The 18,040-nt window shown below is 63.0% G+C and carries 15 protein-coding genes; 3 read left to right on the plus strand and 12 right to left on the minus strand.

What is annotated here, in order from left to right; genetic code table 11:
• Positions 1-94 precede the first annotated feature (94 nt).
• From JCM7686_RS22180 to JCM7686_RS22205, 6 genes are all read right to left on the minus strand, one after another.
• Positions 95-592 (minus strand): Hcp family type VI secretion system effector, encoded by a 498-nt coding sequence (locus tag JCM7686_RS22180; RefSeq protein WP_020953259.1) that lies wholly within the window; start codon positions 590-592, stop codon positions 95-97.
• 35 nt (positions 593-627) lie between these two features.
• Positions 628-2,118 (minus strand): type VI secretion system contractile sheath large subunit, encoded by a 1,491-nt coding sequence (gene tssC, locus JCM7686_RS22185; RefSeq protein WP_020953260.1) that lies wholly within the window; start codon positions 2,116-2,118, stop codon positions 628-630.
• Positions 2,118-2,636 (minus strand): type VI secretion system contractile sheath small subunit, encoded by a 519-nt coding sequence (gene tssB / locus JCM7686_RS22190; protein WP_020953261.1) that lies wholly within the window; start codon positions 2,634-2,636, stop codon positions 2,118-2,120. The genes tssC and tssB overlap by 1 nt, the downstream gene beginning before the upstream one ends.
• Before the next feature lie 74 nt (positions 2,637-2,710).
• Positions 2,711-4,075: a type VI secretion system ImpA family N-terminal domain-containing protein gene (locus JCM7686_RS22195; RefSeq protein ID WP_020953262.1), complete on the minus strand. Its 1,365-nt coding sequence runs from the start codon at positions 4,073-4,075 to the stop codon at positions 2,711-2,713.
• Between the two features lie 39 nt (positions 4,076-4,114).
• Entirely contained in the window at positions 4,115-5,434 is a 1,320-nt protein-coding gene (gene tagH, locus JCM7686_RS23740; protein ID WP_020953263.1) for a type VI secretion system-associated FHA domain protein TagH, read from the minus strand.
• A gap of 4 nt (positions 5,435-5,438) precedes the next feature.
• Positions 5,439-6,023, minus strand: coding sequence for a DUF6931 family protein (locus tag JCM7686_RS22205; RefSeq protein WP_020953264.1), 585 nt, complete (start codon positions 6,021-6,023; stop codon positions 5,439-5,441).
• Positions 6,024-6,359: 336 nt separating this feature from the next.
• Between JCM7686_RS22205 and JCM7686_RS22210 the strand changes: the two genes are divergently transcribed.
• The 3 genes from JCM7686_RS22210 to JCM7686_RS22220 all read left to right on the plus strand — a co-directional run bounded on the left by JCM7686_RS22210 (position 6,360) and on the right by JCM7686_RS22220 (position 11,573).
• Positions 6,360-6,905 carry a TetR/AcrR family transcriptional regulator gene (locus JCM7686_RS22210; protein ID WP_020953265.1) on the plus strand — a complete coding sequence of 182 codons (546 nt, stop codon included), beginning with the start codon at positions 6,360-6,362 and terminating at the stop codon, positions 6,903-6,905.
• Positions 6,906-6,978: 73 nt separating this feature from the next.
• Positions 6,979-8,364 carry an efflux RND transporter periplasmic adaptor subunit gene (locus JCM7686_RS22215; RefSeq protein WP_020953266.1) on the plus strand — a complete coding sequence of 462 codons (1,386 nt, stop codon included), beginning with the start codon at positions 6,979-6,981 and terminating at the stop codon, positions 8,362-8,364.
• Positions 8,365-8,375: 11 nt separating this feature from the next.
• Positions 8,376-11,573: a multidrug efflux RND transporter permease subunit gene (locus tag JCM7686_RS22220; RefSeq protein WP_020953267.1), complete on the plus strand. Its 3,198-nt coding sequence runs from the start codon at positions 8,376-8,378 to the stop codon at positions 11,571-11,573.
• Between the two features lie 79 nt (positions 11,574-11,652).
• Here JCM7686_RS22220 and JCM7686_RS22225 read toward each other — a convergent pair whose 3' ends face one another.
• The 6 genes from JCM7686_RS22225 to JCM7686_RS22250 form a co-directional block, all read right to left on the minus strand.
• A complete protein-coding gene (locus JCM7686_RS22225) occupies positions 11,653-11,961 on the minus strand; it encodes a hypothetical protein (RefSeq protein WP_041528372.1) in 309 nt (102 codons plus the stop codon).
• A 105-nt stretch (positions 11,962-12,066) separates the two neighbouring features.
• Positions 12,067-13,341, minus strand: coding sequence for an amidohydrolase family protein (locus JCM7686_RS22230; RefSeq protein WP_020953268.1), 1,275 nt, complete (start codon positions 13,339-13,341; stop codon positions 12,067-12,069).
• The gene (locus JCM7686_RS22235; RefSeq protein WP_020953269.1) at positions 13,341-14,288 is read right to left on the minus strand and encodes an ABC transporter permease; all 948 of its coding nucleotides are present in this window, start codon (positions 14,286-14,288) and stop codon (positions 13,341-13,343) included. Before JCM7686_RS22235 ends, JCM7686_RS22230 begins: the two co-directional genes overlap by 1 nt.
• Positions 14,285-15,328 (minus strand): ABC transporter permease, encoded by a 1,044-nt coding sequence (locus JCM7686_RS22240; RefSeq protein ID WP_020953270.1) that lies wholly within the window; start codon positions 15,326-15,328, stop codon positions 14,285-14,287. The genes JCM7686_RS22235 and JCM7686_RS22240 overlap by 4 nt, the downstream gene beginning before the upstream one ends.
• On the minus strand, positions 15,318-16,877 hold the full coding sequence (locus JCM7686_RS22245) for an ABC transporter ATP-binding protein (RefSeq protein WP_020953271.1): 1,560 nt from the start codon (positions 16,875-16,877) through the stop codon (positions 15,318-15,320). Before JCM7686_RS22245 ends, JCM7686_RS22240 begins: the two co-directional genes overlap by 11 nt.
• Positions 16,877-17,890: a BMP family protein gene (locus JCM7686_RS22250; RefSeq protein WP_020953272.1), complete on the minus strand. Its 1,014-nt coding sequence runs from the start codon at positions 17,888-17,890 to the stop codon at positions 16,877-16,879. The genes JCM7686_RS22245 and JCM7686_RS22250 overlap by 1 nt, the downstream gene beginning before the upstream one ends.
• Positions 17,891-18,040 lie beyond the last annotated feature (150 nt).

The following is an 18,040-nucleotide window of genomic DNA, read 5'->3' on the forward strand; positions in this document are numbered from 1 at the left end:
AAACTTGCTGCCGCGGAGCCTATCTTTCCGCATGACAGAGCCGGCGCCAAACCGCGCCGGCTCTTTTATTACATAAAAACAGTCTCTTGACTGATCAGGCAGACCACTCGCGGTTCTCGGCGATTTCCCAACCGGTCGAGGTCTCGGCGCCAGCGGCCCCGTTCTCGTCCTGCAGGGAGTAGGTGACTTCGAAGCGGCGGAAGTTCAGCGAGAGCGATTCCTGCACGCGGTCAAGGCCATCTTTCTGGCCGCCGGTGCTGTAGCTCGAGATCATGATCTGTTCCAGCTTGATCTTCATGTATTCCACCGGAGCGGTACCGCCCGATTTCCGCACAATCAGTTCGCCGGTTTCAATGTGCTCGCCATTGGCGCAGCGCTTGATCAGGTCATTGGTTGCCAGATCAACGTATTTGGTCAGATGAATATCCGAGACGTTGACCTTGCCACCACCGCCGCCTTTGCCAAGGTGGGTGGTGCCGGATTGGGTCAGACCCCAGTTCCAGCCCAGAACGTCGATCGCATCGCGATACTTCTCGTCCTGGGACTCACCTTTGATATTGTTGGAGAGTTTCAGAAAGTAATCAACAGCCATTTAAGATTCCTTTGCGGAAGGGGTGGTTGAACCTATTACTTGCCTTTCGGCAATTTGGAGACGAGAGACATCCCGACATCCATTCCTTCAAGCTGGAAGTGCGGCTTGAGGTAGAATTTCCCCATGTAGTAGCCGGGGTTCTCCTCATCCTCGATCACTTCCACCTTAGCTCCGGCCAAAGGCTTTTTCGCCTTTTCCCGCTCGCTTGCGCTTTCGGGATTGCCTGAAACATATTTGTTAACCCAAGTCTGCAGCTGGGTTTGCAGTTGCAGACGGTCCGGGCTTTGCCCGATCTTGTCGCGCACCATACACTTCAGATAATGGCTGAAACGCGACACTGCGAAGATATAAGGCAGGCGCGAGGACAAATTGTCCGAAGCGGTTGCCAGATCATCGACATATTTCTTCGGGCGATACAGGGTTTGCGCGCCGATAAAGGCGGCTTTATCCGTATGCTTGCGGTGAATAAGGCCGATCAGACCGGCTTTCGACAATTCACCTTCACGCCGGTCGGTGATCGAAACCTCGGTCGGGCATTTCAGCTCTTTCGCGCCGTCGCCGGTTTCGAACGTATGCGCGGGCAGGTTCAAAACCTCGCCGCCCGACTGGACGCCACGGATCTGCACCGTCCAGCCATATTCCTTATGCGCGCGGTTGATGTTAACGGCCATGGCATGGACCGCGTTCATCCAGGCGTATTTCTCGCCCGCACGCCCATCGGTTTCTTCCTCGTAGTTGAATTCCTCAACCACCGAGTTCGAATTCTGACCATAGGGTTCGCGCGAGAGAACGCGCGGCATGGTCAGCGCGATATAACGCGAGTTCTGAGAATCGCGCAGGCTGTTCCAACCGGCATAATCGGGCGTGTCGAAGATCTCCGACAGATCGGGCGGCACGCCGATTTCGGTCCAGCTGTCCATTCCCAGCAGCTCGGGCGCTGCCGAAGAGATGAAGGGCGCATGGGCCGCGGCCGCGATCTTGCCGATATCGCGCAGCAAGGCTACATCGGGGGTCGAATGGTCGAAGAAATAGTCGCCGATCAAAGCGCCGAACGGCTTGCCGCCAAGCGTGCCGAACTCGGCCTCGTAGACGCGCTGATGCAGGGGCGATTTGTCCCATTTTGCGCCGGGGAAACGGCGCATCATCTGCTGCAATTCTTTCTTCGAAACGTTCATCACCTTCACGCGAAGGCTGGAATCGGTCTCGGAGTTGTTGATCGTATAGGCGAGCCCGCGCCACGAGGCCTCGAGCCGTTGGAACTCATCGTGATGCATGATCGCGTTGAGCTGCTCGGTCAGTTTCTGGTCGAGCTTCGACAGCATCGCGTCGATCGTGTCGATGACATCATCGGCGATCAGCGTGGAATCGTCCAAGGCCTCGCGCACCAGCGCGACAACGGCACTATCGACCTCTTTCGCCGCGACATCGCTGCGCGGCTTGATGGTCTGGCGCAGAATGTCAGAGAATTCGTCCAGTTCGGACAGGCCCTGACTGGCACCAGGCTGGAGCTGTGCTTCCTGTGCCATTATTCGTCCTCACCCTTGGCTTCGGCCTTGCTGCGTTCGGCCAAGGCCGCCATCAGGTCGGGATCGTTCAAGAGCTGACGGATCTGCTCTTGCGCCTTCGGCTTCGAGTTCATGTAACGCTGCAGGTTGGCCAGATGCTCGCGCGCTTCCAGAAGCTTCTTGAGCGCCGGAACCTGACGCGCGACATTGGCCGGGTTGAAATCGTCCATCGAGCTGAACTCAAGCGACACGCCCATGCGGCCCTCGCCATCGCCCAGACGGTTCTCGGCGTTGAAGGCAAGTCCCGGGCGAACCGAGTCGATGAACTCGTCCAGCGTCGCCGCGGTCACGTCGACGAAATCGCGTTCTTCCATCGGCTTTTTCTCGACCTGCGAAGCATTGCCGGACAGGTCGGACATCATCCCCATGACAAAGGGAAGCTCGACCATTTTTTCGCTGTCATACGGGTCTTCATACGAAATGTTCACCCGCGGCGGGCGGTTTCGTTTGATGAAGTCCGTTGATTTATCCGATACCATTTTCCAGATCCTCAAGCTTGGTGAAGATGAACGTCAATATGCGCTATATGTCAACGTCGATTGGTTCGTTTCGACTAGACTTGTTGGGCCTCCGAGGGCAAGAGCTCACTCAAAATCGCGTCAAAGGTTTTCGTGAGCATGGTCCTTGCACCCCCCAGTAGAACCGGCACGGGGCTCGCAGGTTCGTTACGCAGGTAGAAGTCTTCGACCCCGCGCAAGCTTGCGGCGAGTTCCCCGCGATCGCGAATTGCCGCAGGTTTAGTTTCCGCAGCGGCAGGAGAATCACCCTGATTCCCCGGCACTGATTGCGCCAACATCCGCAGCCGCCCCATGTCGAGCGAGAAGCCCAGACCGCTGCCCAAATTGAACGAGGCAAGCTCGGCCTGCTGCGGACGCAAAAGCTCGATCGCCTCGACAATCGACTTGCCGACGAGGAGCCGCGCCTGCGTCACCAGCAGCAGCGACAGCGACGACGGCTCGAAGGCGGCGAGGTAGGTTTCGGCGGCTTCAATCGTCGCGCGCGCCTCGGCATGGTTGGCAATCTGCACCGCCCCCGCCGTCGGGATCGGCGCGACGACAGCGACCGGCGCGCTGTCCTCCGGGGCGGCGGTGGCGGCCTCGATCGGAGCAGCCACCTCGGGCAGGGCCGCATCGGCGGTTTCGCTCCAGGGGGTCAGCCCGGGCACAGCCTCGCGGATCAGCCGTTGCAGATCGGAGATCGTGTCGAGCGCAGGCGTGAAATCCGGCGTGAAGGCGCGGTGCCCGTTGGTCATGCACAGGCCCGCAATCCGGCGCAGCGCCAAAGCCGCGCGGGTCAGCTCGGCGAAGAGCTGGCTGAGCGCGGGCGCATTCGAAGGGTTTTTCAACAGCGAGATCAGATCCGCCGTCGTCGCCTCGCTTTCAGCCTCGGCCCCGCGCGGCACGACCTCGCCCGAGGCGACCAGATAGCGGCGATAGCTGACATCGGCATGGGACAAGAGCGGCAGATAGACCAGCGGCATGACCACGGTCGTCTGCTCGGCCAAAGCATCGAGCGCCCCGCGCCGTTCCGAGACGCCCTCGTCAAGCTGCGGATGCACCTCGTTCAGCCGCGCCGCCATCAGCTCGGCCATCGCCTCCAGCGTGGTCGCGAAATCCGCCGGGCGGGCGGCGAGGATCTGGAACCGCGCGAGCAGGCTCAGAAGCCGCAGATCGCGGCTGCGCTGCAAGAGCGCGGTGATCGCACCGACCTCGCGCTTGAGCTGGACCGAGCGCGGATCAAAGACGAGATCCTCGGTGCCGCCCAGCAAATTCGGCGCGCCGGGGGTGAAATAGCGCTCGGGCAGACGGCCCTCGGCTTCGAAGTAATAGTCGAGGAATTCGCCGTCATCCGACCGTTCGAGATCGGGCCCGCAAGGCGCTTCTTCCGTCACGGGGTCCAGAAGCCAGTCCAAAGCCATGTCTTTCCTTCCGCCTCCTGTGACGTTTGCGTGCCCGCGCTACCGGCCGCGTCCCCGGCCCTGCGCCAAGGCATCGCGATAGGCCGCTGCAAAATGCTGAATGAATTCGTCGAGCATCCCATTCTCATGGGGGGCCGCCTTGGCATCCCAACGCTCGACATAGGTCTCCCAAGCGCGCGCCTTGCGGTTCGAGCCGAAGCGCCCGGTCTCGGAACCGGCCTCGATGTCTTCGGGCGCCAGATCGCCGACCAGTTTCATCAGGGCCGGTTGCAAGGCCGCGAAGAGCGCGGCCTGATGCTGGCGCAGATCGCGCAAAGCCTCGTCGAAGCCTGCCGCGCCGGTCATGAAGCCCGCGCGCGGGCGCAGGAACATCGCCTCCATCGCCTGCTCGGGGTCGGGCAGGAATTTCAGCGGATTGTTGTCGGTGGCGCCGCGCATCGTGCGCTCGCCGACCCGCACGAATTGCTTGGCCGAAGCGCGGTCGCGCAGGGCCAGCATCACCTCGGAGGTCGCCGCGCGCAGGGTCTGACCAAGCGCATAGGCAAAAGCCTCGGGCGGCACGCCCTGCCCCCAATCGGGCGGCAGGCCCGCGCCTTCGCAAAAGGCACGCAGCATTCCCGCGCCCGGATCGGCGGCAGCCATGGCGGGTTGCGGCGGCGAGACTGGCGCGTGAGCCGGTGCCGGGGCTTGGGCCAGCGGTGCGACCAGACCGCCCGCCAAAGCGCCACCAAGACCAGCGTCCACACTGCCGCTCTCGAAAGGCGAGGCGCTGCTTTGGGCGACAGTGGCCGCAGGCGGGGCGGCCGGATGAACCGCTGCGACCGGCGCGGCTGCAACCGGATGTGCGGCGGCGGCATCATGGCGCGGAAAGGCCATGAACTCGTTTTCGAAATCGCCCTGCCCGCCATGATGCTGGCGCGGCAAGGGATCGACCGGATCAAGCCCGCCGCCCATCGACCAAGGATCGGCCTCGGTCTCTTGCGCAAAGACCGGCCCGCCATAGGACGGCAGCGAATTGGCATTGACGCCGCCCTGCAACGAGGGCGCGTCCATCAGCGCGACGACGACATATTGGCCGACCTGAAAGCGGTCGCCATGCTCCAGCTTATGCGGCCCATCCAGCCGATGACGCATCCCATGCAGGAAAGTGCCATTGGTCGAGGCGTCGCGCAGCCACCACTCCTCTCCCTGGCGGTAGACATCGAAGTGATGGCCCGAGATATGGCGGCTCGCATCGGGCAGGACCCAGCCCATGCCCTCGCGGCGTCCAACCTGCAGCCCGCCCTCGGGCACCACCATGCTGGCCGGGCCGCCATCATCGAGGATCTGGTAATTCTCTATGAGAAGCGTGAGCGACATCAGATCAATAGGACCCGAACAGATTTTCGGCCAGATCAATGAAGCGCGCGAGCAGCACCGGGCGGCGCGACAGATCCGAGCGGGCGAGTCCGGACAGGACCGCGCTGTTGATCACTTGCGGCGTGCGAAACGCAGGCTGGCGCATCGGATCATTCGGCGCAGGCCCGCCGGTCGACCAGCCCACCGCCAGCCCCAGTAGGACCGAGGGCGAGCGCGTCGGCGCAAACAAGGCCTCGCGCATCAGCCGGTGGCGCATCGCGGTGGTCGGGCTGACAACCCAAGCCGCAATGTCCTGCATCATCGGCTTTTCATAGGGGCTGAGCAGATCGGCCATCAGGCGCAGGCATTCGTAAGCCCAACCGCACGCGACCGAGGGCAGCGCCGCGAAGGCTGCAAAGGTCACCGCTTCCTCGGGCGTGGTCGAAGAGCGCAGCCGGTAGAGATATTGCAGATTGCCCTCATCCTGCCGCGGACGCATCTTGGTCAGCGTCTGGACCTCGGGCAGCAACAGATAAAGCTCTTCCGGCGTATCGTAGCGCAAAGACCGGCGCGGAGGGCAGGTTTTGTCATTCGCGTCGTGTTCTATCATCTGATGCACGAAGATTCGCCGCTCGTCGCTATACTCCCATTTGTCTTAGCGCCTATTGTCTGAAAGGTCGAGACGAGCCCGGCGGGAATTCGCGCGAGCCCCTGAAAGATCGCGTGAGAGATCGGCCGCAAGACGCCCGCCCCGCGCCCTGCGCAAACCTGCCGGATCCAGACCAAACTCGCTGCCAGACGCCAGTTTTTCCCGGATACGGCAAGCCGTTATTGGCCGACCAGCCCGCTTTGCAGTTGACAAAGAACGGGGGCGCGAATATCCGAACGCTCGTTCCACAAAAGGCGTTCAATGGGTCGCAGGCGCACCATAGACCGGGATGCAACCATGGCCGCGATCGAAGCGGTGGTCCGCCGCGAAGGAGTCGGCGGCCTGTCGATTGATGCCGTCGCCAAGGAAGCGGGGATCTCGAAATCCTCGGTGGTCTATGATTTCCGCAACAAAGCCGGGCTTTTGGCCGCCTTCACGCGCGACCGGCTCGACACCCACCGCCGGGTGATCGAGGACCAATTCCGCGACGACGACCGCCCGAACCGTTCGCTGCGCGCCATGCTGCATTGCTCGCAAGAGCGTCCCTCTGCCGAGGAGACGCAAGTGGCCATGCTGATTTCCTCGGCCATGCGCTCGGAAGAAGAATGCCATAATATCATGCGTGACGAAGTCTCGCGCATGTTTGTCCAGATCCGCGAAGAAGCGCCGGATGCGCGCCGTGCGCGTCTGGCCTATATTGCGCTCTATGGCTTGAAGTCGCTTGAGTTTTTCGGCTTCCATCAGTTCGAGGCTGGGGAACGTCAGGAGTTGCTGAGCGATATTACCGAATTTCTCGACCTCGACGATCCCTCTCCCCGACCCGGACCAGCCCCGTCCTCGTGACTGCCCCAAGCCCGTCCCGTCCCCTTCTCTTTCCTATCGCCGCGCAAGCGCATATTTCACCCGGAGAAAGTCCATGTTTCATTTCAGGCCGGCAAAGATCCTCCTGCCCTTCGTGGTTGCGGCGCTTCTGGCACCCGTTGCCGGCGTTGCGCAGCAGGGCGGCCAACAAATGCCGCCCACTCCGGTCAGCGTCATCGAGCTGACGCCCCAGCCGCTGCCGGTCGTGTCCGAACTGCCGGGCCGGGTCTCGGCCACGCGGATCGCCGAGGTGCGTCCGCGTGTCAGCGGCATCGTGCTGCAGCGGGTGTTCGAACAGGGCTCTTTCGTGAACGAGGGCGACGTTCTTTATAAGATCGACAATTCGCAATATCGCGTCAGCCTCGCCAGCGCCGAAGCGACGCTGGCGCGCGCCAAAGCGAACCAGCTCAACGCCCGCGATCAACAGGCCCGCGCCGAGCGTCTGCGTCAGCGTAACGTGTCTTCGGGCGTCGATCTTGAAAATGCGGTGACCAATCTGGCGGTCTCTGACGCCGAGGTGGAAATCGCGCAGGCTTCGCTCGATCAGGCTAAGCTGAATTTCGACTATACCGAAGTGAAAGCGCCGATCTCGGGCATCATCGGGCGCGCGCTGGTCACCGAAGGCGCGCTGGTCACGGCTCAGACCGATGTCATGGCCACGATCCAGCAGCTTGACCCGGTCTATGTCGACTTTACCCAATCCTCGGCAGACGTGCTGCAACTGCGCCGCGCCATGCAGGCGGGCCAGCTTGTCGCCACGGCGCCGGGCGAGGCTCGGGTGAAGCTGATCTATGACGACGGCACGCAATATGCCCATGCCGGCAAGCTGCTCTTTTCGGAAGCCACCGTCGATCCGCTGACCGGTCAGGTCACCATGCGCGGCGAATTCCCGAACCCGGATGGCGATCTGTTGCCCGGCCTTTATGTCCGCATCTCGATCGAACAGGCCGTGGCGGAAGCCGCATTGTCGATCCCGCAAATGGCCGTGCAGCGCGACCCGCAGGGCAATGCCTATGTCTACACCATCTCGGCCGAGAACAAGGCAGAGCGCAAAATCGTCACGCTTGGCCGCACGCTCGGGCCGCGCTGGATCGTGCTCAGCGGTTTGACCGCAGGCGAGAAGGTCGTGGTCGAGGGCGCGCAGAAACTTTACCCCGAAGCGCAGGTCGCCCCCGAACCGTGGAGCGACACCGAAGCCGCCAATGCCGCCAAGGGCGAAAGCAAGGCGGGCGATGCCAAGGACGCCTCGACCGAGGCCGCCGCGGTCAAGGCCGCCGACGAGACCCCGAAAACTGACGCTGCCCCGAAAACTGACGGCGCCCCGAAAGCCGAAGGCACCGAAGGCGCTGCGAAAACCGAGACCAGCCCGGAAGCCGCTCCGGAGGCCGGTGCCGCGCAAGGCGGGGACAAGCCCGCCGAAGCGCCGAAGCAAGGCCAGTGAGGTAGCGGTCAATGTCACAAATCTTCATTCACCGACCCGTCCTCGCCTGGGTGATCTCGATCTTCATCGTGATCGCCGGGGTGATTTCGGTCCGCCAGATCCCGGTTGCGCAATATCCTCAGGTCGCGCCGCCGCAGATCTCGATTTCGACGATCTATACCGGCGCCTCGCCGCAGCAGATCTATGAGGCCGTAGCCCAGCCGATCGAAGAACAGCTGAACTCGGTCCAGAACCTGATTTACTACGAATCCACTGCGGATTCCTCGGGCGCTCTGTCGATCTCGGCCACCTTCGCGCCGGGCACCGATATCGCGAAAGCCCAGATCGACGTGCAAAACGCCGTCAGCCGGGTGCAGGCGCTGCTGCCGCAATCGGTGACCAACCAAGGCGTGCTTGTCGAAGAGGCGAGCGCGGGCTTCCTGATGATCGTCGCGCTGACCTCGAGCGATGGTTCGATGGATGCGACCTCGCTTGGCGATTACATCAACCGCAACGTCGTGGGCGAGCTTTCGCGGATCCCCGGTATTGGCCGGGCGCAGGTCTTCGCCTCGAAAAAGGCGATGCGGATCTGGCTGGATCCCGACAAGCTGCAAGGTCTGAACCTGTCGTCGAGCGATATCGTCAACGCGATCCGCGCCCAGAACGCGCAGGTGTCGGCCGGTAAGGTCGGGGCCGATCCGAACCCGATCTCGCAACAATTGACCGCGACGGTGCTGCTCAAGGGCCAGCTGAATACGGTCGATGAGTTCAAGGCGATCGTGCTGCGCGCCAATCAGGACGGCTCGACCGTGCGTCTGGGCGATGTCGCCCGCGTCGAGGTTGGCGCCGAATCCTATAACTTCACCTCGCATCTGAACAACCAGCCCGCCGCTATGGTCGGCTTGCAGCTGTCGAGCACGGGCAACGCGCTCTCGGCCTCGGCTGCGGTCGCGGCCAAGATGGAAGAGCTCAAGCAGTTCTTCCCGCAGGGCGTGCAATACTCGATCCCCTATGACACCACGCCCTTCGTCGCGGCCTCGATCGACAAGGTGATCCACACGCTTGGCGAGGCGATGCTGCTCGTCTTCGTCGTGATGTTCATCTTCTTGCAAAACATCCGCTACACGCTGATCCCGACCATCGTGGTTCCGATCGCGCTCGCGGGCACGATTGCGGTGATGCTGGCGGCTGGCTTCTCGATCAACGTTTTGACCATGTTCGCGATGGTGCTCGCCATCGGGATTCTGGTCGATGACGCCATCGTCGTCATCGAAAACGTCGAGCGGATCATGGCGACCGAGGGGCTTGGCCCCGTGGCCGCCGCGCAAAAGGCGATGAGCCAGATCCAAGGCGCCATCGTCGGCATCACGCTGGTGCTGGCTGCCGTGTTCATTCCCATGGCCTTCTTCCCGGGCGCGACCGGCATCATCTATCGCCAGTTCGCGCTGACCATGGTCGTGTCGATCCTGTTCTCGGCCTTCCTCGCGCTGACGCTGACGCCCGCGCTGTGCGCCACCTTCCTCAAGCCGATCTCGGGCCACCACGAACGCCGTGGCTTCTTCGGCTGGTTCAACCGCAACTTCGACCGCGCCACCAATGCCTATGCGGGCGGGGTGAAACGCTCGATCTCGGGGCGGCTGCTGCTCATGGTGGTCTATGCGGCGCTGTGCTACGGCGTCTTCTTCGGCTTCACCCGCCTGCCGACGAGCTTCCTGCCGAACGAGGATCAGGGCTTCGTCATCACCGATGTGCAGACCCCGGCCACGGCCAGCTCGAACCGCACCGACGAGGTTCTGGCGCAGGTCACGGACATGTATAAGGCAATGCCCGAAGTCGAGAACGTCGTGACCGTGCGCGGCTTCTCGTTCTCGGGTCAGGGCCCGAACGCGGGGATCGCCTTTACCACCTTCAAGGATTGGGCGGACCGCAGCAAATCGGCGCAAGACATCGCGAATGGCGCGAATATGCAGCTCTTCATGATGAAGGATGCGCAAGCCTTCTCGCTGTCGCCGCCGCCGATCCCGGGCTTCGGCACCACCGGCGGTTTCGACTTCCGTCTGCAGGACCGCGGTGGCCTTGGCCAACAGGCGCTTGACGCCGCCGCCGCCCAGCTGATGCAGCAGGCGACCGAGAGCGGCTATGTCATGGGTCTGCGCAAGGCGGGTCTGCCGCCCGCCGCGCAGGTCTTCGTCAACATCGACCGCGAAAAGGCCAATGCCTTCGGCGTCGTCTTTGCCGATATCAGCTCGACCCTGTCGCAATATCTGGGCTCTGCCTATGTCAACGACTTCCCGAATGCCGGGCGGATGCAGCGCGTCGTCTTGCAGGCAAACGAGGATTCGCGGATGCAGGCCGAGGACATTCTGAAGCTCACCGTGCGCAACTCGAATGGCGGCATGGTGCCCTTCTCGTCCTTCGCCACCGTCGATTGGGAACAGGGTCCGTCGCAGGTCGTGGGCTATAACGGCTATCCCGCCGTCCGGATCTCGGGCATGGCCACCCCGGCCTATAGCTCGGGCGAGGCCATGGCCAAGATGGAAGAGCTCGCCAGCCAGCTGCCGCAGGGCTTTGGCTATGAATGGACCGGGCAATCGCTCGAAGAGATCCAGTCGGGCGATACCTCGACCCTGCTCTTCGGGATGAGCGTCGTCTTCATCTTCCTGCTGCTCTCGGGCCTTTACGAAAGCTGGCAGATTCCGCTTTCGGTGATGCTCGTGGTGCCCTTGGGGATCTTGGGCTGTGTGGCCGCGATGTTCATCATGAAGATGCCGAACGACGTTTACTTCAAGGTCGGTCTGATCGCGATCATCGGTCTCTCCGCCAAGAACGCGATCCTGATCGTGGAATTCGCCAAGGACCTGCGTGCCGAGGGCGAGAAGCTGATCGATGCGGCGGTCCATGCCGCGAAGCTGCGCTTCCGTCCGATCCTGATGACCTCGCTGGCCTTCACGCTTGGCGTGGTCCCGCTGGCCATCGCGACCGGCCCTTCGGCCGCCAGCCAGAACGCCATCGGCACCGGCGTGATCGGCGGCATGATCGCCGCGACGATCCTGTCGATCTTCTTCGTTCCGGTCTTCTTCGTCTTCGTGCTTCAGCTCTTCAGCCGGATCACCGGGCGCGACCCGAACATTGATCCCCAGATCGCCAAGCTGCAGGCCGCCGAAGCCGAGGCCATCGCGCATAGCGAACGCCAGACCCGCAAAGCGCAGAACGACGTCAGCGGCCACTGAGCCGCCGCATCAACCGACACCAAAAAAGGCGGGGATTTCTCCCCGCCTTTTTTCATGCCGCCTTGCGAGGCGCCGGGGCTCAGCGCCCCGAATAGGTCGCGACGCCCCGAATGCCCGAGGCCACGCCATACCATTCATTCGAGGTGAACGGATGCGAGATGTCCTCACCGGCGCGCGCCTTGTTCTGCAAGATAAAGCGAATGCGCTCGCGCTTGTCGCGCCAGGTGAATTCATCGTCGATCTGGGCGATTTCCGCGCGCGAGAAGACATGCGGATTGAGGCCAAGAATGGCGGCCTCTTGGATATGGCCTGCCGAGAGCGTCTGGGCATGGGCTGCGCCCAAGGCCGAAAGGCTCGCGAGGGCGGCAAAAAGGGTGGTGCGGATCATCTGCGGTCTCCTTTGCAAGAGATGGGCTGCCCCTGATGTGGACCTTTCCGGCCCGCGATGAAAGGGCAGCCTCGCAGATTATGGGACGGTTGAGCTGATCCTGTCTCAGCCGATCACATGGCGACGGCGAACCGAACCCGGACGCCCGCCAAGCGACAACCGCGCATCATTGCGCGCCTGCTCTGAGACGACCTTGCCCTTCGAGACGACGAAGAGACGGTCGGGACGCAGACGCACAGCCTCGGTCGGATTGCCCGCGTCGAGCACGACCAGATTGGCTTTCGCGCCGACCTTGAGGCCATAACCGTCAAGCCCCATGATCCGGGCGTTGTTTTCCGTGACCATGGTGAAGCAGCGCGCCATTTCCTCGGGATGGGTCATCTGCGCGACATGCAGCCCCATGAAGGCCACGTCGAGCATGTCGCCCGTGCCAAGCGAATACCACGGGTCGAGCACGCAATCCTGACCCCAGCCGACGGTGATCCCTTGCGCCTGCATTTCCTTGACGCGGGTCAGGCCCCGGCGTTTCGGGAAGCTGTCATGGCGACCCTGAAGCGTGATATTGATCAGCGGATTGGGGATCGCCATCAGATCGGCCTCGGCGATCAGCGGGATCAGCTTTGAGACATAGTAATTGTCCATCGAATGCATCGAAGTCAGATGCCCCGCCGCTGCGCGACCCGAAAGACCGTGGCGCAAAATCTCGCGCGCATAGGTCTCGACATGGCGGCTCATCGGGTCATCGGTCTCGTCGCAGTGAAGATCGATGGGCAGGCCGCGCTCGGCGGCAATGCGGCAAAGATCGGCGACCGAGTCCGCGCCCTCTTGCATGGTGCGCTCGAAATGCGGGATGCCGCCGACCACATCGCAGCCCATGTCGAGCGCGCGAATGACGTTCTCGCGCCCGTTCGGCACGCGGTAAAGCCCGTCCTGCGGGAAGGCCACCAGTTGCAGATCCAGATAAGGCGCGACGCGGCGCTTGACTTCCAGCAGCGCCTCGACCCCGCGCAGGTGATCGGCGGAGGTATCGACATGGCTGCGGATCGATAGAAGCCCCAAGGACACCGCCCAATCGCAATAAGCAACGGCCCGCTCGATCATCTCATCGACGGTGGCGATGTCGCGCAGCTCTCCCCATAGCGCGATCCCTTCGAGCAAAGTGCCCGAGGCATTCACCCGCGGCTTGCCATAAGACAGCGTCGCATCCATGTGGAAATGCGGATCGACAAAGGGCGGCGCGACCAGATCGCCCGTGGCGTCGATGATGCGCGCGGCCTCGCCCTCGATCTTGCCCACCGCCGCGATGCGGTCGCCCTGAATGGCGATATCGGCAACAGAACCATCGGGCAAAGTGCCGCCCTTGACCAGAAGATCGAACATCAGCGTTCACCTTTATTATAGGGAGTCATCAGCGCCGCCGGAACTTCCGAGCGCCGCGACATCAGAATGAGAGCGAGAATCGAGAGCAGATAAGGCGCCATCAGGAAGACCTGATAGGGCAGATGCGCGCCCATCGGTGTCTGTTGCAGCCGCACTTGCAGCGCATCAAAAGCCGCGAACAAAAGCGCGCCCAGCACCGCCTTGCCCGGACGCCACGCGCCGAAGACGACCAGCGCAATGCAGATCCAGCCGCGCCCGTTCACCATCTCGAAGAAGAAAGACGAGAAGGCCGAAAGCGTCAGAAACGCCCCGCCAACCGCCATCAGGCCAGAGCCGACGACAACCGCGCCAATGCGCAAGGCGCTGACCGAAAGGCCTTGCGCCTCGACCGCCGCCGGGTTCTCTCCGGCTGCGCGCACGGCCAGGCCAAGCGGGGTGCGGAAAAGGACAAAAGCCGTCAGCCCCGCGACGATGAAAGCCAGATAGGTCATCGGCGTTTGGTTGAAAAACGCCTGCCCCAGCACCGGAATATCCGACAGAATCGGGATTTCTAGCGGCTGGAACGGGGTGATTTTCGGCGGCGTCGTGGTTTGCGGCAGCGCCACGCGATAGGCGTAATAGCTGGTCGCGGTGGCCAGAAGCGTGACACCGATGCCGACGACATGCTGCGACAGGCCGAAAGGCACAGTCAGAACGCCATGCAAAAGCCCAAAGAGCATCCCGGCGAGCATTGCCGTCGCGACCCCAAGCCACAAAGGCGCGCCGAGATAGACCGACATCCAGCCCGAGAAGGCGCCGATCACCATGATCCCCTCGATCCCGAGGTTCAAAACGCCCGCGCGCTCGCAAATCAGCTCGCCCATGGTCGCGAAGATCAAGGGCGAGGCGATGCGCACCGCCGCCGCCCAGAAGGTGACCGAGAGGAGAATATCAAGAATGTCGCTCATTTGCGCACCACCCGGAAGCGCGTGAGTTGCAGCGCCAGCACCATGAAAAGAAGCGCCGTCGCCAGCAGCATATCGGCGATATAGGTCGGCACGCCTGCGGCGCGGCTCATGCTATCCGAGCCCACGAAAACCGCCGCAACGAAGAGCGCCGAGGGCACGACCGCCAGCGGATTGAGAAGCGCCAGCATGGCAACCACGATGCCGGTGTAGCCAAAGCCCGGCGAGAGATCGAGGCTGAGATGGCCCTTCAGCCCCGCCACCTCGGACCAACCGGCAAGCCCCGCAAGCCCGCCCGACAACAGCGCAGTCAGGACCAGAACGCGGTTGACCGGCATCCCGGCGAAACGGGCGGCGGCGGCGTTTTGACCGACCGCGCGCATCTCGAAGCCGAAGGTGGTGCGCTTCTGGATCAGCCAGACCACGACGGCGGCAATGATCGCAACGCCAAAGCCCCAATGCAGGCGCAGGCCGGTCGCGATGCGCGGCAGCCGCGCCTCTTTGATCAGCGCCGCCGATTTTGGCCAGCCCATGCCCATCGGATCCTTCATCGGCCCTTCGAGCAGATAGGAGACGAAAAGCAGCATGACGAAGTTCAGAAGCAGCGTGGTGACGACCTCATCCACGCCAAGCTTGGTCTTGAGCAGCACCGGCCCCAGAAGAACCAAGGCCCCCGCAAGCATCGCGACCGCCGCCGAGATCGGCAGGACCAAAGGTGCGCCAAGCGCCCCGGTGCCCAGAAGGACGGCCATGATCGCGCCGGCGTAAAGCTGCGCCTCGGCCCCGATGTTCCACAGCCGCGCGCGGAAGGCGACGGCGACGGCAAGGCCGGTGAAGATCAAAGGCGTCGCGCGGTTCAGCGTTTCAAGGAGCGCGAATTTCGAGCCGAACGCCCCTTTGACGATCAGCCCGAAGGTGTTCAGCGGATTGGCTCCGGCGATCATCGCCAAGAGCGAGCCGACCAGCACCGTGCCCAAAAGCGCCAAGGCCGGAAAGCCCAAGCGGCGCGCGAGTGTGGGTTGCGCGATTGGTTCAAGCCGCATCAGGGGCTCCTTTGGTCGTCGGGGCAAAGCCCTCGCCTGCCATCCACAGGCCAAGCTCTGCCGGGGTCTTGGTGCCGCGCGGGAAGGCGGGCGAGAGGCGGCCCTCGGAAATCACATGGATCCGGTCGGCCAGCCCCATGATCTCGTCGAGGTCTTCGGAAATCAGCAAAACCGCCGCCCCCGCATCGCGCGCCGCAATCAGCCGCGACTGGACATAGGCGATCGCGCCGATATCGAGACCGCGCACCGGCTGGTTCGCGAGAATGATCGTCGGGCCGGGTTCCAGCACGCGGCCAAGGATCAGCTTTTGCATATTCCCGCCCGAGAGCAACCGTATCGCTGTAGTCGGCCCCGGACAGCGCACGTCATAGGCCGCGATGATCTCTTCGGCAAAGCGGCGGGCCGCGCGCCAGTCGATTAGGCCCATCTTACTGAAATCAGGGCGGAAATAGCCTTCAAGCACGGCATTTTCCGTCAGGTTGAACCCGGCAATCGTGCCGGTCTTGTGGCGATCTTCGGGGATGCGGGCAATGCCGCGCCGGATCGCTTCACGCGGGGACCAGCCGGAAACGGGGATGCCTTGCAGCGCGATCTGGCCCGAACTCGGCGCGATCAAGCCGCTGACCAGATCAGCCAAAGCCGCCTGGCCATTGCCCGAGACGCCCGCAAGACCGATGATTTCGCCCGCGCGCAGATCGAGGCTCAGAGCCTTCAGCCCCGGCGCCACGCCTTGGGCGGGTGTCGAGACGCGATCAAACTGCATCAGCACCGGCCCCGCCGCGCGGGCCTCGGCCTTGGGCAAAGCGATCTCGCCCCCGACCATCATCGCGGCAAGCTGCGCGCCGGTGGTCTCGGCTGTCGCGACCTCGCCCACAACCGTGCCATGGCGCAGAACCACCGAGCGGTCGGCAATCGCCATGACCTCATGCAGCTTGTGGCTGATGAAGAGGATCGACAGCCCCTGCGCGATCGCCTTGCGCAAAGTGGCAAAGAGCGCCTCGGCCTCTTGCGGGGTCAGAACCGCGGTCGGCTCGTCAAGGATCAGGATGCGCGCATCGCGGTAAAGCGCCTTGAGGATCTCGACGCGCTGACGCTCGCCCACGGTCAGGCTGCCAACGCGGGCGTCGGGATCGACGGAAAGCCCGAAATCGCGGCTGAGCGCCTCGACCTTGCGGCGCGCCGCCCCCCTGCCCGTCCCGCGCGAGAACAGCCGCTCGGTGCCAAGCCGGATATTGTCGAGCACGCTCAGATTGTCGGCGAGCGTGAAATGCTGGTGGACCATGCCAACGCCGGCATCCAGCGCCGCGCGCGGCTGGCCAGGAGGCAGAGGCTGTCCGAAAACGTCTACGGTGCCTTCATCGGCCACATAATGGCCGAAGAGGATATTCATCAATGTGGTCTTGCCCGCGCCGTTTTCGCCCAAAAGCGCGACGACCTCGCCACGGTGCAAGGACAGGCTGACGGCATTATTCGCCGTCAGTCTGCCGAAACGTTTGGTGATGCCCTCAAGGCGCAGGACTTGCTCCCGCGCCCCGCCGTCTTGTGTCATCACGAGGCCTTCGGCTCGGTATCGTCAATGGCGACGGTGAACGAGCCGTCCTTGATCGCGGCCATGCGCTCTTCGACAAGCTTCTTGGCCTCGGCCGGGATCTTGTCCTCGAAGGTGCCGTAAGGCGCGAGCGCGCAGCCGCCGTCCTTCATATAGGAATAGACGCCGTAATTCTCGGCCTTGAAAGCGCCCGCGTTCACTGCCTCGATGGCTTTGGTCAGCGTGGGCGCGAAATCCCACAGCGCGGAAGCGACGACGGTTTCGGGATAATCGGCCTGCGTGTCGATCACATTGCCGATCGCGAGAATGCCCTTTTCCTTCGCCGCATCCGAGACGCCGAAACGCTCGGCATAAAGCACATCGGCGCCAGCGTCGGTCATGGCAAAGGCGGTTTCCTTGGCTTTCGGCGGATCGAACCACGAGCCAATAAACGAGACCTGGAATTTCGCATCCGCGCGGGTTTCCTTCACGCCCGCCATGAAAGCATTCATCAGACGGTTGACCTCGGGGATCGGGAAGCCGCCGACCATGCCGATATTGCCGTTCTTGGTCATCGCGCCCGCAATGATCCCCGTGAGGTAAGAGGCGTCCTGAATATAGTTGTCAAAGACCGCGACATTCGGGCTGTCGTCCGAGGGCGGCAGGCTCGAGCCAAGCAGGAAGGCCACTTCGGGATAATCGGCAGCGACTTCGCGGGCCTCTTGCTCGACCCCGAAGATATCGCCGATAATCAGCTTCGCGCCGCCTTCGGCATATTCGCGCAGCACGCGGGCGAAATCGGTGTTCGAGACATTCTCGCTATAGACATAATCGACCGTGCCCGCCGCTTTGGCGGCCTCGGATGCGGCGTGCAGGCGGCCGCACCACTGCTGCTCGACCGGGTTCGTATAGACGCCCGCCAGCTTGATCGGCTCGGCGGCGCGCAGCGCCTTGGGCAATGTCGTGGCGAGCGCCAGAGCACCGGCCCCCAGCATGAGACCGCGTCGCGTGACGGTGAAAGACGAATGATGCATCGCTACCCTCTGATCCTTGTTGGCGTCTGGCGGGGACCATTTGCACTTTCACGCCCTGCTCGCAAGGCCGCCCCGGTAAAGGGAATGATGCCAGCAAAATCCGCTTCGGTCTTCTGGAGATTGCAGCCGCCCAAAGCGGCGCAGTCGCGC

This window comes from Paracoccus aminophilus JCM 7686 (assembly GCF_000444995.1).
In the GTDB taxonomy this organism is placed as follows: Bacteria; Pseudomonadota; Alphaproteobacteria; order Rhodobacterales; family Rhodobacteraceae; genus Paracoccus; species Paracoccus aminophilus.

Bases quoted from the DNA above. Each gene is read 5' to 3' on its own strand.
- JCM7686_RS22180 (WP_020953259.1), bottom strand. From the start codon at position 592: ATGGCTGTTGATTACTTTCTGAAACTCTCCAACAATATCAAAGGTGAG.
- tssC (WP_020953260.1), bottom strand. From the start codon at position 2,118: ATGGCACAGGAAGCACAGCTCCAGCCTGGTGCCAGTCAGGGCCTGTCC.
- tssB (WP_020953261.1), bottom strand. From the start codon at position 2,636: ATGGTATCGGATAAATCAACGGACTTCATCAAACGAAACCGCCCGCCG.
- JCM7686_RS22195 (WP_020953262.1), bottom strand. From the start codon at position 4,075: ATGGCTTTGGACTGGCTTCTGGACCCCGTGACGGAAGAAGCGCCTTGC.
- tagH (WP_020953263.1), bottom strand. From the start codon at position 5,434: ATGTCGCTCACGCTTCTCATAGAGAATTACCAGATCCTCGATGATGGC.
- JCM7686_RS22205 (WP_020953264.1), bottom strand. From the start codon at position 6,023: ATGATAGAACACGACGCGAATGACAAAACCTGCCCTCCGCGCCGGTCT.
- JCM7686_RS22210 (WP_020953265.1), top strand. From the start codon at position 6,360: ATGGCCGCGATCGAAGCGGTGGTCCGCCGCGAAGGAGTCGGCGGCCTG.
- JCM7686_RS22215 (WP_020953266.1), top strand. From the start codon at position 6,979: ATGTTTCATTTCAGGCCGGCAAAGATCCTCCTGCCCTTCGTGGTTGCG.
- JCM7686_RS22220 (WP_020953267.1), top strand. From the start codon at position 8,376: ATGTCACAAATCTTCATTCACCGACCCGTCCTCGCCTGGGTGATCTCG.
- JCM7686_RS22225 (WP_041528372.1), bottom strand. From the start codon at position 11,961: ATGATCCGCACCACCCTTTTTGCCGCCCTCGCGAGCCTTTCGGCCTTG.
- JCM7686_RS22230 (WP_020953268.1), bottom strand. From the start codon at position 13,341: ATGTTCGATCTTCTGGTCAAGGGCGGCACTTTGCCCGATGGTTCTGTT.
- JCM7686_RS22235 (WP_020953269.1), bottom strand. From the start codon at position 14,288: ATGAGCGACATTCTTGATATTCTCCTCTCGGTCACCTTCTGGGCGGCG.
- JCM7686_RS22240 (WP_020953270.1), bottom strand. From the start codon at position 15,328: ATGCGGCTTGAACCAATCGCGCAACCCACACTCGCGCGCCGCTTGGGC.
- JCM7686_RS22245 (WP_020953271.1), bottom strand. From the start codon at position 16,877: ATGACACAAGACGGCGGGGCGCGGGAGCAAGTCCTGCGCCTTGAGGGC.
- JCM7686_RS22250 (WP_020953272.1), bottom strand. From the start codon at position 17,890: ATGCATCATTCGTCTTTCACCGTCACGCGACGCGGTCTCATGCTGGGG.